Here is a 25,256-nt window from a genome sequence, read left to right as displayed (position 1 = left end):
GTGGTTCGTGTTCGTTCAGGAGGGCGGCGCGGTGCTCTGTCGGACGACGAGCGTCGGGTCGACCCGGGGAAGCGGGCCGGCCTGGCCACCCCGCATCAGGTGCAGGATGCGGTCGACCGCCAGGCGCCCGACCTCCTCGAAGTCCAGGCGAACGGTGGTGAGCGCCGGCTGGTAGTACTGCGACTCGGGGACATCGTCGAAGCCGACGACGCTGACGTCCTCCGGCACGCGGAGGCCCGCGTCGGCGAGAGCCTTGACGACGCCGAGCGCCATCTGGTCGTTGGCGACGAAGACCGCCGTGATCTTCGGGTTGCGCGCGATCTCGCACCCCGCGTCATACCCGGAGCGGGTCGACCAGTCGCCGAAGATGACCCGGTTGGTGACGCGCCCCGCCGAGGCGAGGGTGCGCGCCCAGCCCCGGATCCGCGCCTCGCTGCCCAGCCATCCGGCCGGACCCGCCACCTGCCAGACCGTCTCGTGGCCGAGGTCGAGGAGGTACTGCGTCGCGAGTTCCGCTCCGGCGACCTCGTCCGTCGCGACGCTCCGCGTCCCCTCCGGGGCACCGGGCTCGAAGACCACGAGCGGCACTCCCGCATCCAGCCCGGAGATCGCCTCGAGTGCCGCCTGCACGGGTGCCAGGACGACGATCCCGTCGACGGAGTCCTCCACCAGGTGGTCGAGGGCGGCTTTCATGGCGGCCCGGTCCACGTCGCCGAGGGTGACGAGGTTGGTCGCGTAGCCGGCCTTCCTGGCCTCGTCGGCGATGCCGCTCAGGGCGACGGACGGGCCGTACTGGGCCAGGCCGAAGCTGACGATCCCGATGTTCATCGTCCGGCCGTTCGCCAGGGCGCGTGCCGCGGGGTTGCGGCGGTAGCGGAGCTGGCGGATGGCCACCTCCACGCGATCCCGGATCTCCGGGGCCACGTTGGGGCTTCCGTTGACCACTCGCGAGACGGTCTGCTGGGAGACCCCGGCGAGACGCGCGACATCGATCATCCTGGCACCGCGAGTCGTCGACGGGTTCTCGTTGCTCGATGGTGCCGACACGTCATCAGCTCGCAGCCCGGACGGTGCGGCGGCCGAAGTGCTTGCGGAAGAATCCGGAGATCCTCTGAACGCCTCCCGCGCTGGACAGGAAGACCGCGACCACGATCACCGCGCCCTTGATGACGAGCTGGGGCTCCGAGGAGATGCCCACCAGGTTCATCACGTTGATGATCGTCGCGAGGACGAACACACCGATGACCGCGCTGATCGGGTCGCCCTTGCCGCCCATCAGGGAGGCGCCGCCGACCACGACGGCCGCGATCGCATCCAGCTCGTACCCGACACCGATGAGGGAGCTCCCCTGACGCAGCTGGGCAGCGGCGATGAGGCCGGCCAGGCCGGCCAGCAGTCCGGACATCGTGTACGTGATGATCAGGTTGCGCGCCACCGGGAGACCCGACAGGCGTGCGGCCTCCGGGTTGCCGCCGATCGCGTAGAGCGAGCGGCCGAAGGTGGTGAACTTCGCCACGAGTGCGGCGACGATCATCACGACCAGGAAGATCATGACGGGGTTCTGCAGGCCGAGGCTCGTGCCGCGGGCGAACAGGTCGATGAAGGTCTGATCCGTGATCTGGATGAGGCTGGTCGACTGGATGATGTAACTGAAGCCTTTGACGGCGCTCATCATGGCGAGCGTCGCGATGAACGGCGGGATGCGCAGCCACACGACGAGCAGGCCGTTGATCAACCCGGCGATCCCGCAGCAGAACAGGGTGAAGGCCACCGAGAGCCCGGTCGCCATCCCGGCCTGCAGGGTCAGCGCGACGATGACGGTGGACATGGCCAGGATGGAGCCGACCGACAGGTCGATGCCGCCGGTGAGGATCACGAAGAACTGGCCGACCGCGAGCACCGCCACGATGGACGCCGCCGCGATCACGTTCTCCGCGTTCCTCAGCGTGAGGAAGTCGCCGGAGACGTAGTAGCCGATCACGATGATCACGACGAGCACCAGCAGGAGGTAGGTCTTCGGCAGGAGGCGCTTGAGGACGCTGCTCCACGCCGAGCGGGAGCGCGTGTCCGAGGACTCGCCGGTGGACTTCACCGGCTCTTGGAGGGTGTTGTTCGACATTGTCTTTCCCGTCATTGGGTTTCTCGTCAGGGGTCTTTTTCTGGATTCGGTGCCGCTCAGGCGAGCAGCTGGAGGATCCGCTGGCCCTGCGGATCGATCTCGTCGTGATCGAACTCGGCCACGACGCGGCCGCGCGCCATCACGAGGACGCGGTCGCACATCATCGCCTCCGAGATCTCGGAGCTCGCGATGATCACGGTTCCGCCCGACCGGGCGAAGTCGCGGATCAGCTCGTACATGTCCTCCTTGGCGCCGACATCGACACCGCGGGTCGGCTCGTCGCAGATGAGGAGACGGGAGGAGCGCACGAGCCACCGGGCGAGGATGCCCTTCTGCTGCGTCCCGCCGCTCAGGGTCTTCATCGGCTGGTTGACGCCGGAGACCTTCATCCCGAGCTTCGTCACCATGTCCTGCGCTGCGCGCTTCTCGCGCTTGCCGTCGATGACGGACAGCCGGCTGAACATCGGCATGCTCGCGAGCGTGATGTTGCCGGCGACGCCCATCTCCGGGATGAAGCCCTGCGCCTTTCGATCCTGCGGCAGCAAGCCGATGCCGCGACGGATGGCGTCTCGCGGCGAAGCGAAGTCGACCGGCTTGTCGTCCATCAGGAGCGCGCCGTCCGTCTTCCTGCGGGCGCCGGCGAGCAGGCTCGCGAGCTCCGACTGGCCCGAGCCGATGAGACCGGCGATGCCGAGCACCTCGCCCTGGTACAGGTCGAAGTCGATGTCCGAGACCCGTTCGTCCTCACCGAGGCCGCGTGCGGACATCAGGACGGTGTCGGTGCGGCCGGCGCCGAGCCGGGGGCTGCGCTCGCCACGCAGGGCGGCGTCGGCGATCGATCCTTCGAGGCTCTTTCCGACCATGGCCGTCACGACATCCGCGGGCTTGGTCTCCGCCGTGCTCAGGTTCGCGGCCGTGACGCCGTCTCGTAGGACGGTGACCGCATCGCACAGGTTGTAGAGCTCATCCATGCGGTGAGAGATGTACAGGAGGGTGACGCCCTCGGCGGCGAGGCGTCGCAGCACCGTGAACAGGCGCTCGACGTCGGGCAGCGGGAGGGTCGAGGTCGGCTCGTCGAGGAGCAGCACCCGCGCATCCTTGTGGAGCGCTTTGGCCAGCTCGACGGCCTGCTGCTCCGCGACGGAGAAGCTCGAGACGGGCTGACGGACATCGAGGTCGAAGCCGACCCGCGCCAGCGCCTCGCGCGCCTTCGCCTGCATCGTGTTCCAGTCGACGACCGCGCCCTTGGTGGGCAGCGTGCCGAGGAAGATGTTCTCCGCCACCGAGAGCGACGGCACGAGGCTCAGCTCCTGGTAGATGGTGTGGATGCCGGCGGCCTGCGCATCCGTCGGCTCCCGGAACCGCATGACCTCGCCGCCGAGGCGGATGGTTCCGCCGTCGGGCGTCTCGGCACCGGAGAGGATCTTGACGAGCGTCGACTTGCCGGCGCCGTTCTGACCCGCCAGGGCGTGGATGCTTCCCCGCTTGACCGAGAAGCTGACCCCCTTGAGGGCCTGGACTCCGAGGTATCCCTTGGTGATGCCCTCGAGCTGGAGCTCGTCCATGTTTCCTCTGCACTTCCTTGTGACGTGTGTTCTTCGAAGACCTGGTCGCTGCGCCCGAACCGATGACATCGGGCGCAGCGACTCCTGGAGGCGCTGCTTCGCGCCTAGTCGTTCGCCCGCACGTAGGTGTCGGCGGGCTTGTAGTACTGCTTGGCGGTCTCCGGCGTGACCACGGTGGTCTTGATGAAGACCTCCTTCTTGGGGCACGCCGACTTGTCGTTGTTGTAGGCGGCGACGGCCATCTTCACCGCGGCGACCCCCTGGTCCCAGGGCTGGTTGGAGGCGGTGGCCTGCAGCGGACCGGTCGGGTTGTCGACCATCTCCTTGACGACGTTCATTCCGCCGTCGTAACCGGCGACGATGACGCCGTCGCCCCAGATGCCTGCCTGCTGGAGACCCTGCTCGATGCCGCCCTCCATCACGTCGCTCATGCTGTAGACGATCTTGAGGTCGGGGTTCGCCGTCGCGACATCGCGGATGGGCGCGAGAGCCTTGTCCGGCTTCCACTCGCCGTACTTCGTCTCGAGCTTCTTCGTCGTGATTCCGGGGTGGTCCTTCATGACCTTCTCGTAACCCTTCATGAACCCGTTGAAGCGCAGATCGCTGAGGACATCGCCCGGGAAGCCGCCGATGCCGACGATCTTGATCTCGCCGGTCTCGCCGAACTTCTCAAGCGCCTTCTTCGCAGCGACCTCGCCGGCAAGGGAGCCGGTGTAGCCCTGGTCCTCGGCGACGTAGCAGTACATGTCCTTGACCAGCGAGGGGTCGAGGTTGGAGTTGACGGTCACCAGGGGGACGTCCGCGTTCTGCAGCGCGGCAACGGACGCGCCGACGCCGATCGGGTCGTTCGGGTTCATGATCACCACGTCGACGTTCTTCGTGATGAGGGTCTGCACGTCGGCGTTCTGGCGGACCGTGTCGCCGTTCGCGTCGAGGAGCTGGATGGTCGCACCCAGCTTCTTCGCCTCGGCCTGGCCGCCCTCGACGAGGGTCTTCCACCAGTCGCTGCCGCTGATGCCGCGCTGGCTCCAGCCGATGACGAGGCCTTTGCCCGTCTTCTTGTCGGTGTCGCTCGCGGCGGCTCCGTCGGTTCCGCCGCGTGCGCATCCGGTGAAGAGGAGCGCTGTGGCCGCGGCGATTCCTGCGACTTTGAGGATGGACCGGGTTCGGGTGCTGATCATTTTTCCACTTCCTTGTGAGGTGATCGGTGCGAGGTAGAGCTGGGGGTGTTCGTGCGCCGGGCGGCGCCACGTGGGGGGGCGTGGAGCGGATGGTGCGTGGTGCAGGTGGTGCGGGCGGCAGCATCCCGGACCAAGGGGATGGACTCGTCCGGGATGCCGCCGCCGTCGGTCGCTCAGTCGAGCGGGGTGAAGACCCCGCGCTCCTCGAGCAGCTTGATGTTGCGGGCGCGCGTCTCGCGCTCGCGGGCCAGCCAGCCTTCCGACGGAGGAGCGTCGAGGTACTGGTTCTTGGGGTAGATCGGCTTCTCGTAGATCGCCGCGTACTGCTCGGTGCGCAGATCCTTGAAGCCGTTGAACACGCCGTTCGACTGACGGTCGCGTCGCAGGGCGTCGATGTCGATCGTCGTGCTGACGAAGGTGTCGCCGGCGGTCACGCCCGGCGTCTCGGTGATGATCTTGCCGCGCTGGTTGACGATCATCGACCGGCCGCCGAAGAGGTCGTTGATGACGCCGTCCGGACCGAGCTCCGGGCCGAGGTTCGGTGCGACGACGATCGCGTTGTTGAACAGCGCGTGCGCCTTGTTCTGCACCTCCCACATGCCCTGCGAGGTCTGCGGCTCGATCAGGGTGGCGCGGATGATGATCTCGGCGCCGTTCATGGCGAGCCCCCGGGCGATCTCGGGGTACGCGCCCTCGTGGCAGATCACGTAGCCGATGTTGCCGATGTCGGGCGTCTTCGCGACGGGGTAGATGGCGTCCATCACGTTGCCATCACCCTTCTTCTGAATCCACTCGTCCCACAGGTCGTGCGGGTTGGTGGTTCCGAGGGTGCCGCCCTCGAAGCCATCACTGGTCGCCTTCGCGCGGCGGTAGATGACGTCGCCATTCGGGTCGATCATGAACGCGCAGTTGAAGTAGCGGTCCGGGAAGTCGTCGTCGGCGACGAGGTACAGCTCGCCGGCGATGTAGGTGTTCAGTTCGCGCGCGGCCTTGCCGAGCTCGTCGGTCTCCGGACCGGGGATGGTGCGGGCGAACTTCTTCTCCGCCTCGCGGTTGCCTGCGGTGAATGCCATGTGCATTCCCTGGATCGCCATCTCGGGGATGACGACGAGCTTCACCGGGTAGCCCTCGGTCGCAGCAACGCCGACCGCCGTCTTCATGAACGAGATGATGCGCTTGGTGTTCTTCAGCGCGTCTTCCGGCTCGACGATCGGGATCTGCAGCGGCGAGAGCGCTACGACTGTGTACGGCTCAGTCACGTCCAACTCCTTTGTTGATTGGGGTTCGTGTCGGCCATGTTAGCGCACTATCGAACGCTGTCAAATGCGACTTTTGCGCCCCGGTGCACTCCGATTGCGCTGGGCGCCCACTCATGCAGAACCGGTCTCATGCAGTAAAAATGCAGTTCAAAGTCGCTTTACAGACAGCTCGTTTGAGTCGCCATCCACCCCCGAGTCGGACACGCCTCACCCAGCGCTTGAAAGTGAGCGCACTCACAAGTGCTGGTGGATCAGCGGACAAGGGCGGCGATCGCCATCGCGATCGAGAGCGCTCCGAGAATGACCGCGATGCTCAGAGCGACACGATGGGCCGCCGCCCAGGTCAGCACCGCCCGCCGAGGAGGTGCGGACGGAACGTCGCTCAGCTCCGCGGCCTTCGGCTCGACGCGCTTGGTCTTCACGAACTCGACGAGTCCGCAGCGTTTGCAGGTCGAGATGTACTGGTGGACGGCGAGTCCGACGCCGTAGTACGGGTTGACGACGATCCGGGTGCGGGCGCCGCAGCGGGAGCACCACCTCGGCCGTCCGCGAAGGTCGGACTCATCCATGGAGCACGACCGTCGCGGTTCGGCGCGCGCCACTTATCCGCACGGGTACCGCCTTCGGGGTCATCGGTCGCCGGGAGGGACCGGGACTGTTTCGAGGACACGGTGGCCCTCCCCACCCGAAGGGGAGGGCCACCGTGCGTCGTCGGGCCGGGGGCGCCGCGACGGTTTTGACGCTATGCGCACGTGCGGCGAACCCGATATCCGGCGAACGCGGGCGAGCATCCGATCTGCGCACGCAGCGCGCTCCGACCCTCAGAACCGACACATAGAATCCCGGCATGCGATCGGAGGTGGTGGAGATGTTCGCGACCCGTCGTATCGCGTCGTCCCGAGGGGTCGAGGAGGCTCGGGAGGCGCTGAGCGACGTCTTCCTGCCCATCGACTTCCCGTCGGCGCGGGCCTCGGACCCGATGGCGATGGACCTCAACGCATTGCAGGTCGGCGAGGTCACGTGCGGGTACATGCGATTCCGAGATGCGGTCCGCATCCAGACGGCGGAGGCGCAGAACTTCCACGTCGACATCCCGACGGTGGGTCGCGCGATGATGCGCGCGGGTCTGGGGACACCGGTCTACGGGACACAGCAGGCGGCGGGTGTCTTCATGCCCGGCCGACCGGTCGAGCTGGACTGCGACGACCACTTCGCCCAGCTCTCCCTGATGTTCCCCCGCGAGTCCCTGCAACTCGAACTGGCCGCCCTGCTCGGCGAGCAGCTCCCGCGTCCCCTCGAGTTCAGCGCCGAACTCGACCTCGCGACCCCGGGAGGGCAGATGGTGCTCCACTCCCTCCAGCTCATCGACGACGCTTCGCAACGGGATGACGGCGGCCCATTGGCGTATCCGCTGGTCACGCAGCGGTTGGAGCAGGTCTTGATGCACAGCCTGCTGTTCTCCCAGCCGCACAACTATTCCTCCGCTCTCGCCGGCCCCGCTCCCGCGAGCGGAACGACTCCCGTGTCCCGGGCGGTGGAGGCGATGCGCAGTAGCCCCGCGCATCCCTGGACCGTCGGCGAGCTCGCCGCGGAGGTGTCCGTCAGCGTGCGCAGCCTGCAGGAGGGATTCCGCCGGTCGCTCGACACCACACCGATGGCGTACCTCCGGCGGCTCCGGCTCCAGCGGGTTCACGACGACCTGGAGTCAGCGGAGCCGGGCAGCACGCGGGTCACGGAGGTGGCGGCCCGCTGGGGGTTCATCCACCTCGGCAGGTTCGCGGCCGCCTACCAGCGGGAGTTCGGCGAACGCCCCTCCGACACCGTGCGTTCGCAGGGCAGGCGAGCCGGCTGACGCTCTCATTGCACTCTCAGTAAAAGAGTGCAAACTTGCACCTCGTGACCGAGAGTGCACTTTCAACCCGAGACCGCCGCAAGGCCGAGACCGCGCGCGGCCTCAAGGATGCCGCGCGTCGACTCACCATCGAGCGCGGCCTCCACGGCTACACGATCGAGGAGCTGTGCGACGAGGTCGGCGTCTCGCGCCGCACCTTCTTCAACTACTTCGCCTCGAAGGAGAACGCCGTGATCGGCGTCCCGGTCGATGCCGACGAGTCCGGCGCCGCCGAACGGTTCGCCGCCTCCGGCGCACGCGGGATCCCGGCCCTGGTCGACGATCTCGTCGCCCTGCACCTCGACCGCTGGTCGTTCGGGGGCATCACCGCGGACGAGGTCGCCCAGCTCATCCAGGCCTTCGAACGGGAGCCGCGTCTGGTCGGCCACATGCTCGCCGTCGCCGGCGCCGCCGAGCGAGACGACATCGAACTCGTCGAGCGCCGCGAGGGCCTCCCCGCCGGCGACCTTCGCGCCGCCGCCGCGGTGCAGCTCGTCGGCGGTGTGCTCCGCGCCGGCATCGAGGAGTTCTTCCGTCCGGACACGACGGACGATCTCCCCACCATCGTCCGCCGCCGCATCCGCGTGGTGCGCGAACTCTTCGTCTGACCCCTTCACCCACACCCGAACGGACACCATGACCACGGCCATCGCCCCCGCGCCGATGCTGCTCACCAAGCGCCGCATCTGGATCATCTTCAGCGCCCTCATCGCCGGGATGCTGCTCTCCAGCCTCGATCAGACCATCGTCTCGACCGCCATGCCGACCATCGTCGGCGACCTCGGCGGCGTCTCGCACCAGGTCTGGATCACCACCGCCTACCTGCTCGCCACGACGATCGTGATGCCGGTCTACGGCAAGCTCGGCGACGTATTCGGCCGGCGGTGGCTGTTCATCATCGCGATCGCCGTCTTCACCGCGGCATCCATCGGCTGCGCATTCGCGGGCGACTTCTGGACCTTCGTGGTGTTCCGCGCGATGCAGGGCCTCGGCGGTGGCGGCCTCATGATCCTGTCGCAGGCGATCATCGCCGACATCGTGCCGGCCAACGAGCGCGGCAAATACCTCGGACCGCTCGGCGGCATCTTCGGCCTCTCCGCCGTCGGCGGTCCGCTGCTCGGCGGCTTCTTCGTCGACCACCTGACCTGGCAGTGGGCGTTCTACATCAACATCCCGGTCGGCATCGCGGCCCTGGTGATCGCCCTCTTCGCCCTGCGCCTGCCGAACAAGAAGGCGACCCAGCCGGTCGACCTCCTCGGCATCCTGCTCCTCTCCATCGCCACCACCTGCCTGATCTTCTTCACCGACTTCGGCGGCGACAAGGACCACGGCTGGAGCTCGCTGGGCACCTGGGCCTGGGGTGTCGGCCTGCTCGCCGCCGCGGTGCTCTTCGTGGTGGTCGAAGCGCGGGCGAAAGACCCGATCATCCCGCTGTCCCTCTTCCGCAACCCGATCTTCCTGAACGCGACCGCGATCGGCCTCGCCCTCGGGATCGGGATGTTCGCAGCCATCGGCTTCGTCCCGACGTTCCTGCAGATGTCGTCGGGCACGTCCGCCGCGGCTTCCGGTCTCCTGCTGCTGCCGATGATGGTCGGGCTGATCGGCACGTCCATCCTGTCGGGCATCGCGATCACCCGGACGGGGAAGTACAAGCTGTTCCCCATCCTCGGGACGATCCTCACCGGCATCGCGATGGTCTGCATGACGACGCTGTCGGCGTCGACGCCGATCTGGCTGATCTGCGTCTTCCTGTTCGTCTTCGGCGCCGGCCTGGGTCTGATCATGCAGGTCGTCGTGCTCGTCGTGCAGAACGCGGTCCCCGCGGCGCAGATCGGGGTGGCGACCTCGACGAACAACTACTTCCGGGAGGTCGGTGCGGCACTCGGCACTGCGGTGTTCGGAACCCTGTTCACCACGCGACTGACCGAGAACCTCACGAGCGTCTTCACGAAGGCCGGCGCCTCCCCCGCCGACGCCGCGGGTGCCACCGCGACGCTGAGCCCGGAGGCCCTCAACAAGCTCCCGGACGCACTGCACACCGGCGTGGTGAACGCCTACGCGGACGCCCTGGCACCGGTGTTCTGGTACCTCCTGCCCTTCATCGTGGTGGCGTTCCTGCTCGCCCTCTTCCTCAAGCAGATCCCACTCTCGGACCAGGCCGGCCTCGTCGCGCGGGGCGAAGCGATCGGCGGAGAGGAAGCGGAGCGGCTGGAGGCGGAACAGCGGGCAGCCGCCGAGGGCGCCGCCTCGGGGGCGGCGCCCAGGCCGTAGCTCCTACCGAGGGAAGGCGAGCCGGTCAGCCCTGCTCGATGTCCGAGAAGAGTCCGGTGAACGGCGTCCCCGTTGCGACCAGGCGCTGGAAGAACTCGCCCGCGATCGGTGTGGAGACCGCAGCGGACGCGTCCTCGTAGCTGTCGAAGTACAGATCGAGCGTGCGGTGCGCGGGGGTGGGCGTGCCGTCCTCCTTGGGCCAGACCTTTGCGGCCTCCACTCTGAGAAGGCCAGGGAGGCGGCGGGCGAGCGCCTCGACCTCGGTGTAGTCGCGCTCGAACGCGGCTGCGTCGGCGGGGTTGTCGATGATGAGGGTGATCTTGGTGGGCATGGTGTCCTTCTTTCGTTATCGGTTGCTCGTGACGAGCTGTTCGGTGGATCGGTCGTTCGCCTTGGCGGTCCGGCTGAGGCGGATGGCCGACACCAGGAAGAAGATGCCACCCAGCGTCGCGTAGCCGGCCAGGCCCACCAGGGAGGCCGAAGCTCCGGAGGACTGCAGCGCGAAGGCCGCCCCTGCCAGCACCGAGATGCCGCCACTGAGGATCATCGGCCACTGGCCTCCGAGAGAGCGCCGCGAGATCCCGACGATGAGCTGCACCAGGCCGGCCGTGATCGCCCACAGACCCCAGACCAGCAGCACGGCGGCACGGCCGGACGTCACTGCGAAGGCCAGACCGATGGCCGCGAGGAGGCTCAACCCCATGTTCACGTACAGGAGGGCAGCCGATCGGGTCCCCCGCGAGGCGCGGTGATCGATGACCGCGGCAACAGCGTCGAACACCGGGTAGAGCACGAGGAGCGTGGCGCTCAGCGGCGTGATGGTCGCCGCCGTCACGCCGACGATGATGGCCCAGACGATCGCGAAGCCGAATCGGACGAAGTAGAGGCTGCGCAGGGACGAGGCGATGGCCGCTGGACGCGCCTCGGATGTGGTGGTTGTCATGCCGTTCCGTTCTCTCATAAGTCAATGTAGAATGACTAGTAACTCTACATGCGTCACCCCAGTCACAAACGAGCGGTGTTCGCAAGCGACCCGGAAAAGAGCCACCTATGATCGAGAACGTGAAGACGTCGATGCGCGAGCTGTTGGTCGGCGCCGCGACGGAGCTGTTCTACGCCGAAGGCCTGCGCGCGGTCAGCGTGGACAAGGTCATCGAACGCGCCGGCACCACCAAGGTGACCTTCTACCGCCACTTCAAGAGCAAGGACGACCTGGTCGTCGCACACCTCGAACTGCGCGCACAGCAGGAGCGCGACGGGATCCTGGGGGCGATCGCCGCTGCGGACGGCGACCCCGACCGGGTGTTCCAGCTCATCGCCGCCCAGCTCGGGGAGTTCTCCTGCCTGCAGGGATTCCGCGGCTGTCCCTTCATCAACGCCGCTGCCGAGTACCCCGACCCGGAGAGCTCCGTCCGCCAGACGGTCGACGCTCACCGCGCGTGGTGCAAAAACACGTTCCGCGAGATCGTCGAGCCTCTCGGGCTCGCGGATCCCCGCAGTGTCGCCGACGACCTGATGCTCATCCGCGACGGCGCGATGGTCGCCGGCTACCTCGACCCGGCCGAGGAGCTCGAGGCGTCCTTCCTGCGGAGCGCGCGGGCGTTGACGCGCTCCCACTGAGCGACGGGCGGGCGTCCCCGCGGCCCCTGGAACCTCGGCAGCGTCAGTGCCGCGAGCCTCCCGTTGCGAGGTAGTCGTGCACCATCTTCACGACGCTCGCGCCTTCGCCGACCGCCGCGGACATCCGCTTGACCGAGCCGCTGCGCACGTCGCCCACGGCGAAGACGCCCGGCACCGAGGTCTCGAAGCGCTGAGTCCGAGAATCGATGGCACCCGACCGCGCTCCGGTGAGGAGGAACCCGCGCTCATCGCGGTCGATGTCGGGACCGAGCCACGCGGTGGCGGGGATCGCCCCGATGAAGACGAACAGGTGCGTCGTGGCCAGTTCTTCGCGTGCGCCGGACCGCCTGTTCTCCACGGTGACGGATTCGAGACGGTTCCCTCCGGCGGCTTCCACGACTTCGGATTGCAGGTGCACGGTGATCCTCGGGTGATCCTCGACCTGGACGACCAGGTACCGTGACATGTCGTGGCGGAGGTCCGCTCCGCGCACGACGAGGTGGACGCGAGAGGCGCTTCGAGCGAGGAAGACGGCCGCCTGCCCGGCCGAGTTGCCGCCGCCCACCACGACGACCGGATCGGTTCCGCATTCGCGCGCCTCATTGATCGTCGCCGCATAGTAGACGCTCGTGTATTCGAAGCGATCCAGGTTCTTCGCCCCCAGACGGCGATACTCCATCCCGGACGAGACGACGACGGCGCGAGGGGAGATCGTCGTCCCGTCGGAGAACCGGATCGTGAGCGCGCCGCCGGCGGAGTCGAGGCCCCGTGCGTCGGCCGGCGCAAAGACGGTCGCTCCGAATTTCACCGCCTGAAGACGAGCGAGCTCGGCGAGTTCCGCCCCCGAGATCCCCGCGGGGAATCCGAGATAGTTCTCGATCCGCGCGGATCGAGCGGCCTGCCCGCCCGTGGCGATGGCATCGGAGAGAACGACCGACAGCCCGTCCGAGGCGGCGTACACCGCCGCGGCCAGACCCGCCGGCCCGGCGCCCACGATGAGCAGGTCGCAGGTCGGCCGGGGTCGGGTGCTTCCGATGCCGAGCGCCTTCGAGACCTCCACGATGGACGGGTTGCGCAGGATCCGCGAGCCGGCGACGATGACGACGGGCAGATCCGCGATGTCGAGGCGAAGCCTCTGCACGATGATCTCCGCCGTCTGGTCGGCGTCCAGGTCGACCAGACGATGCGGTATCCGGTTGAGAGCGGCGAAGTCGAGCAACCGACGCGTCTCCGGCGAGAAACGCGAACCGACGATGCGAAGCCCCGCGCCGGACCCGATCGCCATCGACCGCCGGATGAGGTACGCGCGGAGAATGAGGTCGCCGAGCACAGGGTCGCTGGTGACGATCCGCTCCAGCGCCGGAATCGGCACGGCGAGCACCGTGCCGTCCTCGAGTGCGGTGATCGTGGCGAACGAGGGCTGCCCCTCCAGCAGCCCGATGTCGCCGACGAAGCGCCCCGGTCCGTGGACCTCGGCCCGCACATCCTCCCCGTCCAGGGCCACATCGTCGACGATGACCCGCCCCTCGACCACAGCGAAGAACGAGCCGGGCGGCTCACCCGCCCGCGCGAGCACCTGCCCCGCCGAGACATGCTCTCTCACGCCATGCTCGCTCAGCGCCTGCAGTTGCGGCCCGGTGAGCCGGGGGTACGCTCCGAAAGCGTCCGGGGTCTCCTCCTCCGACACGTCGGGATGAGGGCCGCTCACCACACGTAGTCCTCGTCGAAGTAGCACCATCGCCAGCTCTCGCCCGGTTCGAGCGAGCGGACGATCGGATGCGTGTCGTGCAGCGCGTGAGCGCGCGCATGCCTCATCGGCGAGGAGTCGCAGCAGCCGACCTTGCCGCACGTCAGGCACAGCCGGAGGTGCACCCAGGGCGTGCCCAGCGCCAGGCAGTCCTCGCACGCTCCCGGTGTTCGCGGAGCCACAGGACGGATGTAGGCGATGTGGGGATCCCGGCGATCGCTCATGGCTCACCTCCTCCCTCGCCGGCGCGGGCACTCTTCCGTGCCCGGCGGCGCTGCGTCATCGCATCGTCGAACCACCGGCGGAGGACGGCGACAGGTGCCGCCCCGGCCTGCCGGGCGATGACCTCCCCGTGATCCAGGATCATGAGGGTCGGCACGGCCTGCACCGAGAAGCGCGACGACAGACGTGGCGCCCGGTCGACATCCACCTTGACGAGCTTCACCTCGCCTGCCCGTTCGGCGGCGAGCTCCTCGAGCACCGGACTGACCATCCGGCAGGGGCCGCACCACGTCGCCCACATGTCGACGATCACCGGCAGGTCGGCGTCTTCGGCGACGCCTGCGAACGTGTCGTCGAGGGCATCGGCGATCCACGGGAGCGGCTTGTGGCAGTTCCCGCACCGAGAGCTCCCGCTCGCGACGGCGGGGACGCGGTTCTTGCGCCCGCAGTTCGGGCAGCGGATGACTCTGGTCGCGTCGGCGGTGGTCATACCGCAGCCTCGGCTTCCGCTTCGGACTCCGTCGACGACCCGACAGCGTCGACGACGATGTCACCGTCACGGACGTCGATACGCACCGTCGAGCCGTCCTGGACCGCACCCGAGAGCAGTGCGCGCCCCAAGCGCGTCTCGATGTCGTGCGAGATGTATCGGCGCAGCGGTCTGGCGCCGTACAGCGGATCGTAGCCGCGCTCCGCGATCAGCCGTCGCGCCTCCGGCGTGACCTCGAGCGTGATCTGGCGTTCCGCCAGCCGGCGCGACAGGTCGCCCATCAGCAGATCGACGATCGACTCGATCTGGTCCAGGCCGAGCGGCGCGAAGATGACGATGTCGTCGACCCGGTTGAGGAACTCCGGCCGGAAGCGGCCGCGCAACTCGGCGAGCACCAGGTCTTTGACGTCCTGGGGGATGCCGCCCTCGCTGTCCCGGGAGCCCGTCAGCAGGTGCTCGGCCCCGATGTTGGAGGTCATGATCACGATGGTGTTGCGGAAATCCACCGTCCGGCCCTGGCTGTCGGTGATGCGCCCGTCGTCGAGCACCTGCAGCAAGGTGTTGAACACATCCGGATGCGCCTTCTCGATCTCGTCGAAGAGGACGACGCAATACGGCCGGCGACGCACGGCTTCCGTGAGCTGGCCGCCCTCGTCATAGCCGACATATCCCGGAGGGGCGCCCACCAGCCTGCTGACCGTGTGCCGCTCCTGGTACTCGCTCATATCGAGCCGGATCATGGCGGACTCACTGTCGAACAGAGAGCTGGCCAGCGCTTTAGCGAGTTCCGTCTTGCCGACGCCGGTAGGCCCCAGGAAGATGAACGAGCCGATGGGACGCCGGGGGTCGCGGATGCCGGACCGTGCGCGGATGATGGCGTCCGAGACCAGTCTCACGGCCTCCTCCTGGCCGACGACACGCTCATGGAGCACCTCGTCGAGCTTCAGCACTTTCGCGCGCTCCCCTTCCTGGAGTCGCGCGACGGGGATGCCCGTCCAGGCGGCGACGATCTCGGCGATCTCCTCCTCGGTCACCACTTCGCGCAGCAGCCGCTGCCGGCCCTGCTTCGCCTGAAGCCGCTGCTCTTCGGCGGAGAGCTGCCGCTCGAGTTCGGCGAGCCGGCCGTAGCGCAGCTCGGCCGCACGGTTCAGGTCGTACCGGCGCTCGGCGTCTTCGGCCTCACGGCGCATCTGTTCCAGTTCGCTGCGAAGCTCCTGCACCTTGCGGATGGCCTGACGCTCCGCCTCCCACTGGGCACGCTTTGCGTTCGCCTCCGCCTGCAGGTCGGCGAGTTCGCGTCGCAGCTCATCCAGGCGGATCCGGCTGGGCGTGTCCTTCTCCTTCTCCAGCGCGGCCTCCTCGATCTCGAGCCGGGTCACACGCCGAGTGAGCTCATCGAGGTCGGCCGGCATCGAGTCGATCTCCGTTCGCAGCCGGGCGCAGGCCTCGTCGACGAGGTCGATGGCCTTGTCGGGCAGGAACCGGTCGGTGATGTACCGGTGCGAGAGGGTCGCTGCGGCGACGAGCGCGTTGTCCTGGATCCGCACTCCGTGGAAGACCTCGAGGCGTTCACGCAGCCCGCGGAGAATCGAGATGGCGTCTTCGACACTCGGCTCATCGACCAGAACGGTCTGGAACCGTCTTTCGAGAGCGGCATCCTTCTCGATGTGCTGCCGGTACTCGTCCAGGGTGGTCGCGCCGATGAGGTGGAGCTCGCCGCGGGCGAGCATGGGCTTCAGCATGTTTCCCGCGTCCATCGCGCCTTCGGTGGCTCCGGCACCGACGAGGGTGTGCAGCTCGTCGATGAACAGGAGGATGCGCCCCTCGGCGGCCACGACCTCGGCCAGGACGGCTTTCATCCGCTCTTCGAACTCACCGCGGTATTTCGCGCCGGCGACGAGCGCCGCGAGGTCGAGCTGGAAGACCGTCTTGTCGCGGAGTCCTTCTGGGACGTCGGTGTTGACGATCCGCTGAGCCAGTCCCTCCACGATCGCCGTCTTGCCGACGCCCGGCTCGCCGATCAGTACCGGGTTGTTCTTCGATTTGCGCGACAGGATCTGGATGACCCGGCGGATCTCGGTGTCCCGTCCGATGACCGGGTCGAGCCGGCCGGCGCGCGCGTCGGCCACCAGGTCGCGCCCGTACTTCTCCAGCGCTTCGTAGGTCTGCTCGGGAGTGGCAGAATTCACGTGCTGGTTGCCGCGAACGGCGGTCAGCGCGCTGAGGAAGCTCTCCCGGGTCACGCCATTGCTCTGCAGCAGGCGTGCGGCCGCACTGCCGCTGGGGTCATCGGCGAGCGCCAGCAGCAGATGCTCGACCGAGACGTAGGAGTCCTTCAACCGGTTGGCCTCCCGTTCCGCCCGGTCGAGGGTCGACGCGAGGGACTTGGAGAGGAACACCTGGCCGGGCGTCGCACCGGGGCCGGTGGTGCTGGGCTTGCGCTCGATCGAACGCTGCACCTCGGTGAGGAGGACGCTCAGGTCGACACCGGCTGCTTCGAGCAGGCGTGGGATCAGACCGCCTTCCTGCGTGAGCAGCGCGAGCAGGAGATGCTCGTTCTCGGTCTCCGTCTGCCCGTTGCGGCTCGCGATGCTCTGCGCCTCCTGCAGGGCCTCCTGCGACTTCTGGGTGAGCTTGTTCATCTCCATGGCGGAGTCTCCTTTCCGGAGCGGATCACCGATCGCCGTCCCTCGAGCACGTCGATCCGACCGAGGAGGTCGACGACGAGGGCGATGGCGGCGTAGTTGAGCGACAGGTCGGCGTGCAGCCGGACGACGCGTCGTACCTGTTCCGGCGCGTCGGGCGCGAACCACAGCCGACCCGACCCGTCGGCTCGGGCGGGGACCAGCCCGAGTTCGTAGAACCGCCTCACCAGGTCGGGATGGACGCCGGCGGCGATCGCAACCATCCCGAGGTCCAGACGGGGTGGGATCACCGGAAGGAACGGGGAACTCATGATGACGACCTCGGATCGAAGGAGGATTCGCGCTTCAACTGCTCGAACAGTTCGCGTTCGCGGTCGTTGAGCCGTGGCGGCACCATGATCTTGACCCTCGCGAACAGGTCGCCCGGCTTCCCTCCGGGCTGAGGCATGCCTTGGCCCTTCAGCCGCAGCCGTCGGCCGCTCGACGAACCGGCCGGAACACGGACGGTGATGGGGCCCCCCGGGGCGCGGGTGGAGACGTTGGCCCCGAGCGCGGCCTCCCAGGGGGAGATCGGCAGGTCCATCTCGATGTTCTTGCCGTCGAGGCGGAGGCGCTTGTCGGATCTGACCCTCACCGTGATGACCAGGTCTCCGGCCCCGCCGTCCTGCCTTCCGGCACGTCCTCCACCGGAGACCCGGATGCGCTGCCCGTCGAGGGTGCCCGGCGGGATCTGGATCTCGAACGTCTGGCGATCGCCGTCCGGCCCGGACAGGATGATCGTCCGCGGGCCGCCGCGGAAGGCCTCGTCGACGCTCAGTTCGAGCTCGGCCTCGGAGTCCATCCCGCGCATCGACCCGAAGACGTCGCCGAACAGGTCGTCCCAGTCCACTGACGCGCCACCCGGGCCGGCTCCCGCCTGCGCGCTCGACCAGCTGAACCCCGATGCCCCCGGCCGGGCCCTGGTGCGGCCTCCGCCGCGTGCACCACCGGCGCCCTGCGAGGCGTACTCGCGCTCCGCCCCCGCGTAGTGGCGGAAGTCCGGCCCGAACCGGTCGTACTGCGCTCGCGACTCGGGGTCGCTGAGCACGTGATACGCCTCGCTGATCTGCTTGAACCTGTCCTCGGCGCCCGGCTGCTTGTTGACGTCCGGATGGTACGTTCGCGCCAGCTTGCGGTAGGCCCGCTGGATCTCCTTGGCGTCGGCCGATCGCGGGACGCCGAGGAGCTGGTAGTAGTCGTCGGCCACGGCGTCACTCCCGCGCTGCGGTGACGACCACGCCGGCGGGCCGCAGCAGTCGTTCGGGAGCGCCGAATCCGAGTCGGGTGACGGCCACCACTGTCCGCGGCGGGAGGTCTTCGCTGTCGATGACCGACACGACCTCGTGGATGCGCGGGTCGAACGGCACGTCGACCGCATCGATGCGCGGGTAGCCGAGACGCTCGAGGGCGACGACCGCCTGTTCGCGGATCGACTCGATGCCTTCGGCGAGCGGATCGCTCACCTGCTTCGCGTAGCTGACCGCATCCGACAGCCCGTCCACGACGGGGAGGAAGACGGACGCGGCGCGAGCGCGCTCGGCGTCGCGGGCCACGGCGAGTTCGCGGGCGGCTCGCTTACGGGTGTTGTCCAGATCCGCGGCCGCGCGGCGCCACCGATCGTCGAGCTCCGCGAGGCGAGCATCCCGTTCGTCCTTGGGCTCCAGGGGCGGACTGTCCGCCTCGTCGGGCCGGCCGGCAGCCGCGAATTCCGCGTCGCCCTCTGCGCTGCGCGCATCCGAGGTCTCCATCTCCGCGGGGCCCTTCAGTTCCGATCGAAGTCGGCGTCGACGACGTCGTCGTCGCTGTCGTCGGTTTCGGCTGCGCCGCCGGACGAGGACGTTCCCTGGGGCGGTCGGGCGACGGACAGGGCGGCGTCCATCTGCTGCAGTTCGCTCGTCAACTCTCGCGCTTCGGACGCGCGGACCTCGCGCCCGACGGCGTCCCTCGCCTGCCCGATCAGCATCTCGGCGCGCGACCGCTCGTGCGCCGGAACCGCCTCGCCGTGCTCCGCGAGGGCCCGTTCGACCCGGTATGCGGCAGCATCCAACTCATTCCGGGCGTCAATGTCTTCGCGCAACTGCTGATCCTCCGCACGGTGCTCCTCAGCTTCGCGGACCATCCGCTCGATCTCGGCCTGGTCGAGCGTCGTGGTGCCGCTGATCGTGATGCCCTGCTCCGCTCCAGTGTCCTTGTCACGGGCGGTGACGTTGAGGATGCCGTTCGCATCGATGTCGAACGTGACCTCGATCTGGGGCTCGCCGCGGGGAGCGGGCCGGATGCCGGTGAGCTGGAACCGACCGAGGACGCGGTTGTCCGCTGCGCGCTCGCGCTCGCCCTGGAGCACCACGATCTCGACCGAGTCCTGGTCGTCTTGGGCGGTGGAGAACACCTCGCTCCGGCGGGCGGGGATCGTGGTGTTGCGTTCGATGATCGTCGTCATCACCCCACCACGCGTTTCGACCCCGAGCGAGAGCGGCGTCACGTCGAGCAGGAGGACGTCGCTGACCTCCCCCTTCAAGACTCCCGCCTGGATGGCCGCGCCGATGGCGACGACCTCGTCCGGGTTCACGGTCATGTTGGGGTCCTTGCCCCCGGTGAGCCGCTTGACCAGGTTCTGCACCGCGGGAATCCTCGTCGAACCGCCGACGAGGATGACTTCGTCGATGTCGTTCTCGGTGACCTTCGCGTCCTCCATCGCCTGACGCACGGGGCCGAGGCAGCGCTCGACCAGATCGGCGGTGATGTTGTCGAACGTGGCGCGCTTGAGCGTGGTCGTCAGATGCTTCGGACCTGCGGCGTCCGCCGTGATGAACGGCAGGCTGACCTGTGTCTGGCTCACCGTGCTGAGTTCGACCTTCGCCTTCTCGGCCGCCTCGAACAGTCGCTGGAGCGCCTGGGGGTCCTGCCGGAGATCGATGCCGTTCTCCTTCTGGAACTCGTCCGCGAGGTAGTCGACGATGCGGCGGTCGAAGTCGTCTCCGCCGAGGTGCGTGTCACCCGCCGTCGACCGCACCTCCACGACGCCGTCCCCGACATCGAGCAGGCTCACGTCGAAGGTGCCGCCGCCGAGGTCGAAGACCAGAACGGTCTCGTGCTCCTTCTTATCCAGCCCGTACGCGAGCGCCGCCGCCGTCGGCTCGTTGATGATGCGGAGCACATCCAGACCGGCGATGCGCCCGGCATCCTTCGTCGCCGTGCGCTGGGCATCGTTGAAGTACGCCGGGACCGTGATGACAGCCTCCGTCACCTTCTCGCCGAGGAACTTCCCGGCATCGTCGGCCAGCTTGCGCAGGACGAGCGCGCTGATCTCCTCCGGCGCATACAGTTTGCCCCGCACGTTGAACCTGGCTTCGCCGTTCGGACCGGCCGCGATGTCGAATCCGACCGCTTTGGCTTCTTCTTGGATCTCGTCGAAGGAGCGCCCGATGAAGCGTTTGGCCGAGGAGATCGTGCCTTTGGGGTTCAGGATCGCCTGCCGCCGGGCGAGCTGCCCGACGAGTCGCTCACCGGTGTCGGTGAACGCGACGACAGACGGAGTCGTACGGGCTCCTTCCGCGTTCGGGATGACTTTCGCCTCGCCTCCCTCCCATACCGCGATCACCGAGTTGGTGGTGCCGAGGTCGATGCCGACTGCTTTGGCCATGGAACGCTCCTTGTTCGTGGTGCCGGCGGGTCACGCGCCCGCGCACGCCGCACCCGATCGCGAGTATGGGCCGCCGGGTGCCCGTTCTCTTCGGCCCGCGAGGGCGAAAGAAACCCGGGCGACTGCACTGCCGGGTCGAACCGATGAGGGTACCGTTAGGGCCGCGGAGTTCACACCATGAACGCATCCAACGATCCGGACCACCTCGCACACCTCGATCCCGACCCCGAGGTGCGGCCCGGGCTGTACGACATCTTCAGGACGGGCTCCCGGATGTTCGAGCATCCGTCCACTCGCGAGACGCTTCGCCTCGCCGAGGCATCGGCGAGGGGCATCGCCGGGTGCACCGTTCCCGCGGTGTTCGTCGCGCCGCAGGGGCATCTCGTCCGATACTCGGGCAAGGAGGACCGCCGGCTCGACCTGCTCGTGGAGGCGCGAGCAGGAGTCAACGGCGTTCTCACTCCCGCGGACGATGACGCGTGGCGCTATGCGCTCTTCTTCCGCGGGACAGGGAAGGTGAAGGGAGCCTTCGTGCTCCAGGCGACGGCGGAGCCGTCGAGTGCGGAGATGTTCCTCCTCCTCGCGTTGGCGGAGCCGACCGGAGCCGCGTTGGCGGCGGCGGAGCTGATCGCCCGTGAGCGCCGCCAGGCCCGCGAGCTGCGCCGGCTCGGCAAGGCGCAAGTGGCCTTCAACCGCACGATGGCCGCCACGATCGTCCAGTTGAACGCACAGCAGCAGATCCGCGACGCGATCGTCTCGGCCGCGGGGTCGGGGAAGGGCGAGGCGCAGATCGTCGAGACGGTGAGCGACATCACGCAGCGATCGACCGTCTTGCAGGACTCATTCGGCAACGAACTGGCGCTCGCCGACATCACCGACTCGTCTGACTCCTCCGCGATGTTCGTGAGCGCCGGAAATCTCTCAGCAGGCGGGCGCTCGGACACCGGCTGGCGATCGACGCCGATCCGCTCGCGCGGGGAGACCCTCGGTTTCATGGGCATCTACGACCCGGAGAACAGCCGGAGCGACGACGACCGATTCGCCGTCGAGTACGCGAGTGCGACCATCGCGGTCGAACTCGCTCATCGCCGGAACCTCGCCGAGGTCGAGCTGGGGCTCGGCCGGGACCTGGCGGACGACCTCGTCGCCGGCGCCAGGGTCGGGGACGCCCTCGCGCGAGCCGAAGCGCTCCACTACGACCTCGGCGGCTTCCAGCGGGTGGTGCTTGTCGCCTGGGAGACTCCCACGCCCAACGGGGTCGAGGTCAGCGCCGCGGTCCGCTACGCGCTCGCCTCCATGCACGCGCCCGCCCTGATCTCACGGCGGCCGGAGGCGACGCTCGCAGTGGTCGCAGACGGCCACGACCTCTCGAGTCTCTACGAGAGGGTCTCCGCCGCCCTCACCAGCGTGCGGGGCACGATCGGCATCGGCGGACGGTGCGCCGCTCACGACCTCCCTCGCTCGTTCGCCGAGGCGGCTCGCGCCATGCGCATCCGGACGGAATCGCGGCAACCGCTCGGCCTCTCCAATCACGATGACCTCGGTCTGCTCCGCATTCTCGACACCTCGGACGACGGGGCCAGGCTGGAGCGCTACGTCGACGAATGGCTCGGACCCCTCATCACGCACGATCGGCAGCATCACTCCGACCTCGTCCGCACCCTCGCCGTCTACCTCGACTCCGGTGGCAACTACGATCGGGCCTCGTCGGCCCTCATCATCCACCGGAGCACGCTCCGCTATCGCCTCAGCCGGATCCGCCAAGTGAGCGGCCGTGATATCAACGACCCCGAATCCCGGCTGAATCTGCACATCGCCATCCGCGCACGGACGGCACTGCGCGACAACCTCCGCTGACTCAGCGACCGCGCTCGAGACGGAAGACGCGCGGAGCCTCCCCGGGCCATACCGAGAAACGCTCACCGAGCTCCACGCGGACCTGGGACCCGTCGAGGTCGCGAACGTCGTCGTGCACGCCGAGCGCCAGCGACGTCCCCTCTACAGGCGAAAGCCCGTCTCTCTGCTCGGGCCCGCGGTGGCAGCGAAGCGTCGTCCGCCGATCGAAGAGGATCGCCCCCTCCTCGATGGCGCCTGTCTCGATGAGGCGGACGCGATCCAGCTCCTCCGTGAAGGCCGCCGGATATCCGCGAACCGCTTCTCCGAGTCCGTCATGGGCGGTGAGCAGGACGAAATGCTCGGCCTCTGCTCGAAGGATCTCCACCACCGCGGGCAGCGAGGACGCTGAGGGATCGAGCCGGGTGCCCTCCGCCGCCGCGAGCGCGGTGACGAGTTGCCGATCTTCCGCTTCCGTGAATGCACTGGCGATCATCCTTGCCAGCGATTCGATGTCGTCGACGCTGTGGGAGACGCCGGCATCGACGAAATAGTGACGGGCGACGCGGAAGTTCATACCGAGGATCTGCTCGGACTCGTCGGCAGCTCCCTGCGCCTCCGGCCGATCGGAGAGGGCGTCCAAGAGGCGCTCCCGTTCGTCGAGGACCCGGCGGAGGCCCACGGCGAGCGCCTCGATCCGCGCCGACGACAACGGTTGGCGAGCGAGGCGCTCAGGCTCCCCCGCATCCCATTCGCCGATCTCCTCCTCGAGCCTCTGTTTGAGGTGGCCTTCCTCCGCCCCGGTCGCGTGAGTGGCGTCCGGGATCAAGCGGAGCAGACGCTCGTACTCGGAAGCCGTCTCGTCGTCCGCTGCGTCCGGCAGGGCTCCGGACGCGCCGAGGAGCGCCGACAGCTGAGCGCGATCGAGGAAGCCAGGCAGTCGCGAAACCTCCGTGGAACCCGTCACCCTGCTCTCGGTCTCCCAGCTGTCCCATCGGCTGAAGGGCGTGCCCCTGTCGATCACATCTCGCGCCGCGAAGATATCGCGCCAGGAGCCGTCGGGAAGCAATGTCGTCTCGAGACCGGGGTCGGCCGGATAGCGGTGGTCCTTCGTGTCGGCGAGGTACCGGAGCCACGCAGATAGGACGAGGAGCCCCGCCCGGACCTCGGTGCGGGCGGAGCCCTCCTCATCCACCGCGAACAGTCGCCGGAGCTCATCCGCCGCGACCGTGGCGTCCTCCGGCCGCTCGGCGTCGAGCGCGAGCTTGACCAGCTCGACCATCGCCCAGACCCCGTGCGACCGCAGGAGATCGGGCTCGTCCGCCGCAGGGGACTTCACCGCGAGGTCGCGGATGCGGGTGACGATGCGACGCGGCATCCCGTCGAATTCCGGTCCACCTTGGCGGAGGATGTCGGACCACTGCCTCGTGAAACTGCGGAGGCATTCGTCGACGTACTCGGACGATCCCGTGGCCGGCGCTTCCAGAGCCCGAACCGTCGCCGCGTCTATGAGGACATGGGCCACCTGCGGCGACAGCACGACGTCCTGTTCGACCTCTCGCAGACTCCTGCTGAGCCCACTTCCCCGGATCGACGATTCCTTTCGAGACAGCTCGATGTGATCGGATTGCGCCACCCACACTCCTCGAACCACATGTCCGAGAACGTCCAGGGCGCGCTCTGCTGTGGCCAGCGCCCCAGAGCGCAGGTTGGTCCCGATCGCGTCCTTCAGCGTGGCGATCTCGTGTTCGGTCTCCTCATACGGTGTGACCGCGCCCGGTGGCTCCAGCTCGATGCTCGACTGCAGCAGTCGGACGATCCGACCCGCTGTTGCCGCCTCGACGGGCGATGCGGTGATCACCCGGAACGCCGTGTCCCCGAGCCGCGTGCGCTCCCCCGGGTAGACGTCGAGCACGATTCGGGGCGGGACGTACTCCTCAGCATTACTGCGAACGTCCGATCGGCGGTGACGGGCCGGGATGCCGAGCGACGCGATCGCCTGCCGGACGACCTTGGCTCTGATGCCTTTGACAACGCGCCCGGCGTCGGGCACCGGCACCTCGAGCGTCGAGACAGATTCTGGAGATGTGCGCACGATCGAATCCGGTGACAGGAGTTCGTCCAGCCCCTTCGTCGCGCCCGCATACCGGTGCGCCATCAGGTCGAGGCGATCGGAGAGCGTCTCGACCAGCGACGACCGCACCACCTCATCGAGCCGGGAAGGCTGGCCGAAGAGCCGGGTGAGCCTCGACGTCGACACCAGAAGCAGGACGGCGGTGGCGACGAACCACGCGAACGCGACCACAACGCCTGTCGCGCTGGGCAGCCAAATGGCCTCGAGCGCCATGACGATGTTCGCCGCCAGGCCCACGCCGACGAACCATCCCGCCCCGATATACGCCAGAACTCGTCCTCGAGACGCCCCGATCGCAAGGGGAGCCTCCGCGAAGAGTTGCGCCGCGATCGCCAGCCCCGCGAATCCGACCGACAGGAACGTCGTCTGCACCTGCCAGATCGCCACATCCGATCCCGCCGTGGGGCGAAGGTGCTGGCGAACCCACAACGGGTCACCGGCATAGTGCGCGACGCCGATGAGCACGGCAGCGACCAGGACGCCACCCACCGAGATGATGACCTCGCGCCGCCTGACCTCGGCGGGTGCCGGCGGAGCGCGATGCTTTTCGGACATGACGCGACACTACTCACTCGCCCGAATCCGCGTACGGTGACC

General features: G+C 68.2%; 21 protein-coding genes and 1 pseudogene. 5 read left to right on the top strand and 17 right to left on the bottom strand.

What is annotated here, in order from left to right; translation table 11 throughout:
• Nucleotides 1-15: 15 nt before the first annotated feature.
• From H284_RS0114715 to H284_RS0114690, 6 genes are all read right to left on the bottom strand, one after another.
• Nucleotides 16-996: a LacI family DNA-binding transcriptional regulator gene (locus tag H284_RS0114715; protein ID WP_020076853.1), complete on the bottom strand. Its 981-nt coding sequence runs from the start codon at nucleotides 994-996 to the stop codon at nucleotides 16-18.
• 55 nt (nucleotides 997-1,051) lie between these two features.
• Nucleotides 1,052-2,134 (bottom strand): ABC transporter permease, encoded by a 1,083-nt coding sequence (locus tag H284_RS0114710; RefSeq protein ID WP_231371250.1) that lies wholly within the window; start codon nucleotides 2,132-2,134, stop codon nucleotides 1,052-1,054.
• 41 nt (nucleotides 2,135-2,175) lie between these two features.
• A complete protein-coding gene (locus tag H284_RS0114705) occupies nucleotides 2,176-3,684 on the bottom strand; it encodes a sugar ABC transporter ATP-binding protein (RefSeq protein ID WP_020076852.1) in 1,509 nt (502 codons plus the stop codon).
• 104 nt (nucleotides 3,685-3,788) lie between these two features.
• Nucleotides 3,789-4,865, bottom strand: coding sequence for a sugar ABC transporter substrate-binding protein (locus tag H284_RS0114700; protein WP_020076851.1), 1,077 nt, complete (start codon nucleotides 4,863-4,865; stop codon nucleotides 3,789-3,791).
• Nucleotides 4,866-5,038: 173 nt separating this feature from the next.
• The gene (locus H284_RS0114695; RefSeq protein ID WP_018192084.1) at nucleotides 5,039-6,124 is read right to left on the bottom strand and encodes a nitrilase-related carbon-nitrogen hydrolase; all 1,086 of its coding nucleotides are present in this window, start codon (nucleotides 6,122-6,124) and stop codon (nucleotides 5,039-5,041) included.
• Between the two features lie 251 nt (nucleotides 6,125-6,375).
• Nucleotides 6,376-6,693, bottom strand: a complete 318-nt coding sequence (locus H284_RS0114690) for a hypothetical protein (RefSeq protein ID WP_020076850.1) — start codon at nucleotides 6,691-6,693, stop codon at nucleotides 6,376-6,378.
• A gap of 278 nt (nucleotides 6,694-6,971) precedes the next feature.
• On the opposite strand from H284_RS0114690, the gene H284_RS0114685 reads away from it, so the two are divergent.
• The 3 genes and pseudogenes from H284_RS0114685 to H284_RS0114675 all read left to right on the top strand — a co-directional run.
• Entirely contained in the window at nucleotides 6,972-7,976 is a 1,005-nt protein-coding gene (locus tag H284_RS0114685; protein WP_020076849.1) for an AraC family transcriptional regulator, read from the top strand.
• A gap of 44 nt (nucleotides 7,977-8,020) precedes the next feature.
• On the top strand, nucleotides 8,021-8,623 hold the full coding sequence (locus tag H284_RS0114680; protein WP_020076848.1) for a TetR/AcrR family transcriptional regulator: 603 nt from the start codon (nucleotides 8,021-8,023) through the stop codon (nucleotides 8,621-8,623).
• Nucleotides 8,624-8,636: 13 nt separating this feature from the next.
• Nucleotides 8,637-10,286: pseudogene (locus tag H284_RS0114675) on the top strand (MDR family MFS transporter); the annotation flags it as partial.
• 25 nt (nucleotides 10,287-10,311) lie between these two features.
• Here H284_RS0114675 and H284_RS0114670 read toward each other — a convergent pair.
• Together H284_RS0114670 and H284_RS0114665 are read right to left on the bottom strand one after the other, a co-directional pair.
• Nucleotides 10,312-10,617 (bottom strand): EthD family reductase, encoded by a 306-nt coding sequence (locus H284_RS0114670; RefSeq protein WP_018192089.1) that lies wholly within the window; start codon nucleotides 10,615-10,617, stop codon nucleotides 10,312-10,314.
• A 15-nt stretch (nucleotides 10,618-10,632) separates the two neighbouring features.
• Nucleotides 10,633-11,229 (bottom strand): hypothetical protein, encoded by a 597-nt coding sequence (locus H284_RS0114665; RefSeq protein WP_020076847.1) that lies wholly within the window; start codon nucleotides 11,227-11,229, stop codon nucleotides 10,633-10,635.
• A gap of 107 nt (nucleotides 11,230-11,336) precedes the next feature.
• Here H284_RS0114665 and H284_RS0114660 point away from each other — a divergent pair, with 107 nt between their 5' ends.
• Nucleotides 11,337-11,906 carry a TetR/AcrR family transcriptional regulator gene (locus tag H284_RS0114660; protein WP_020076846.1) on the top strand — a complete coding sequence of 190 codons (570 nt, stop codon included), beginning with the start codon at nucleotides 11,337-11,339 and terminating at the stop codon, nucleotides 11,904-11,906.
• Between the two features lie 43 nt (nucleotides 11,907-11,949).
• On the opposite strand, the gene H284_RS0114655 is transcribed toward H284_RS0114660, so the two are convergent.
• The 8 genes from H284_RS0114655 to dnaK are packed head-to-tail and all read right to left on the bottom strand — an operon-like array spanning nucleotide 11,950 to nucleotide 20,692.
• Nucleotides 11,950-13,617 carry an FAD-dependent oxidoreductase gene (locus H284_RS0114655; RefSeq protein WP_020076845.1) on the bottom strand — a complete coding sequence of 556 codons (1,668 nt, stop codon included), beginning with the start codon at nucleotides 13,615-13,617 and terminating at the stop codon, nucleotides 11,950-11,952.
• Nucleotides 13,611-13,877, bottom strand: a complete 267-nt coding sequence (locus H284_RS0114650) for a UBP-type zinc finger domain-containing protein (RefSeq protein ID WP_018192093.1) — start codon at nucleotides 13,875-13,877, stop codon at nucleotides 13,611-13,613. The genes H284_RS0114655 and H284_RS0114650 overlap by 7 nt, the downstream gene beginning before the upstream one ends.
• Entirely contained in the window at nucleotides 13,874-14,365 is a 492-nt protein-coding gene (gene trxA / locus H284_RS0114645; protein WP_020076844.1) for a thioredoxin, read from the bottom strand. Before trxA ends, H284_RS0114650 begins: the two co-directional genes overlap by 4 nt.
• Nucleotides 14,362-17,013 carry an ATP-dependent chaperone ClpB gene (gene clpB, locus H284_RS0114640; RefSeq protein WP_020076843.1) on the bottom strand — a complete coding sequence of 884 codons (2,652 nt, stop codon included), beginning with the start codon at nucleotides 17,011-17,013 and terminating at the stop codon, nucleotides 14,362-14,364. Before clpB ends, trxA begins: the two co-directional genes overlap by 4 nt.
• On the bottom strand, nucleotides 17,004-17,321 hold the full coding sequence (locus H284_RS0114635) for a chaperone modulator CbpM (RefSeq protein ID WP_020076842.1): 318 nt from the start codon (nucleotides 17,319-17,321) through the stop codon (nucleotides 17,004-17,006). Before H284_RS0114635 ends, clpB begins: the two co-directional genes overlap by 10 nt.
• Nucleotides 17,318-18,256, bottom strand: a complete 939-nt coding sequence (locus tag H284_RS0114630; protein ID WP_020076841.1) for a DnaJ C-terminal domain-containing protein — start codon at nucleotides 18,254-18,256, stop codon at nucleotides 17,318-17,320. The genes H284_RS0114635 and H284_RS0114630 overlap by 4 nt, the downstream gene beginning before the upstream one ends.
• A gap of 4 nt (nucleotides 18,257-18,260) precedes the next feature.
• Entirely contained in the window at nucleotides 18,261-18,797 is a 537-nt protein-coding gene (locus tag H284_RS0114625) for a nucleotide exchange factor GrpE (protein WP_020076840.1), read from the bottom strand.
• Between the two features lie 14 nt (nucleotides 18,798-18,811).
• The gene (gene dnaK / locus H284_RS0114620) at nucleotides 18,812-20,692 is read right to left on the bottom strand and encodes a molecular chaperone DnaK (RefSeq protein WP_020076839.1); all 1,881 of its coding nucleotides are present in this window, start codon (nucleotides 20,690-20,692) and stop codon (nucleotides 18,812-18,814) included.
• A gap of 177 nt (nucleotides 20,693-20,869) precedes the next feature.
• Between dnaK and H284_RS0114615 the strand changes: the two genes are divergently transcribed.
• The gene (locus H284_RS0114615) at nucleotides 20,870-22,549 is read left to right on the top strand and encodes a PucR family transcriptional regulator (RefSeq protein ID WP_020076838.1); all 1,680 of its coding nucleotides are present in this window, start codon (nucleotides 20,870-20,872) and stop codon (nucleotides 22,547-22,549) included.
• Between the two features lies 1 nt (nucleotide 22,550).
• On the opposite strand, the gene H284_RS0114610 is transcribed toward H284_RS0114615, so the two are convergent.
• Nucleotides 22,551-25,214 carry a hypothetical protein gene (locus H284_RS0114610; protein WP_020076837.1) on the bottom strand — a complete coding sequence of 888 codons (2,664 nt, stop codon included), beginning with the start codon at nucleotides 25,212-25,214 and terminating at the stop codon, nucleotides 22,551-22,553.
• Nucleotides 25,215-25,256 lie beyond the last annotated feature (42 nt).

The organism is Cryocola sp. 340MFSha3.1, assembly GCF_000383315.1.
Taxonomy (GTDB): Bacteria; Actinomycetota; Actinomycetes; order Actinomycetales; family Microbacteriaceae; genus Leifsonia.
Note: the sequence above shows the minus strand (reverse complement) of the source record. Positions and strands in the feature narration are given on the sequence as shown.

Coding starts and splice junctions, on each gene's coding strand:
- H284_RS0114700 (WP_020076851.1), bottom strand. CDS start 4,865: ATGATCAGCACCCGAACCCGGTCCATCCTCAAAGTCGCAGGAATCGCC.
- H284_RS0114660 (WP_020076846.1), top strand. CDS start 11,337: ATGATCGAGAACGTGAAGACGTCGATGCGCGAGCTGTTGGTCGGCGCC.
- H284_RS0114685 (WP_020076849.1), top strand. CDS start 6,972: ATGCGATCGGAGGTGGTGGAGATGTTCGCGACCCGTCGTATCGCGTCG.
- H284_RS0114635 (WP_020076842.1), bottom strand. CDS start 17,321: ATGAGTTCCCCGTTCCTTCCGGTGATCCCACCCCGTCTGGACCTCGGG.
- trxA (WP_020076844.1), bottom strand. CDS start 14,365: ATGACCACCGCCGACGCGACCAGAGTCATCCGCTGCCCGAACTGCGGG.
- H284_RS0114705 (WP_020076852.1), bottom strand. CDS start 3,684: ATGGACGAGCTCCAGCTCGAGGGCATCACCAAGGGATACCTCGGAGTC.
- H284_RS0114625 (WP_020076840.1), bottom strand. CDS start 18,797: ATGGAGACCTCGGATGCGCGCAGCGCAGAGGGCGACGCGGAATTCGCG.
- H284_RS0114610 (WP_020076837.1), bottom strand. CDS start 25,214: ATGTCCGAAAAGCATCGCGCTCCGCCGGCACCCGCCGAGGTCAGGCGG.
- H284_RS0114650 (WP_018192093.1), bottom strand. CDS start 13,877: ATGAGCGATCGCCGGGATCCCCACATCGCCTACATCCGTCCTGTGGCT.
- H284_RS0114710 (WP_231371250.1), bottom strand. CDS start 2,134: ATGACGGGAAAGACAATGTCGAACAACACCCTCCAAGAGCCGGTGAAG.
- H284_RS0114670 (WP_018192089.1), bottom strand. CDS start 10,617: ATGCCCACCAAGATCACCCTCATCATCGACAACCCCGCCGACGCAGCC.
- H284_RS0114665 (WP_020076847.1), bottom strand. CDS start 11,229: ATGACAACCACCACATCCGAGGCGCGTCCAGCGGCCATCGCCTCGTCC.
- H284_RS0114615 (WP_020076838.1), top strand. CDS start 20,870: ATGAACGCATCCAACGATCCGGACCACCTCGCACACCTCGATCCCGAC.
- dnaK (WP_020076839.1), bottom strand. CDS start 20,692: ATGGCCAAAGCAGTCGGCATCGACCTCGGCACCACCAACTCGGTGATC.
- H284_RS0114690 (WP_020076850.1), bottom strand. CDS start 6,693: ATGGATGAGTCCGACCTTCGCGGACGGCCGAGGTGGTGCTCCCGCTGC.
- H284_RS0114715 (WP_020076853.1), bottom strand. CDS start 996: ATGATCGATGTCGCGCGTCTCGCCGGGGTCTCCCAGCAGACCGTCTCG.
- clpB (WP_020076843.1), bottom strand. CDS start 17,013: ATGGAGATGAACAAGCTCACCCAGAAGTCGCAGGAGGCCCTGCAGGAG.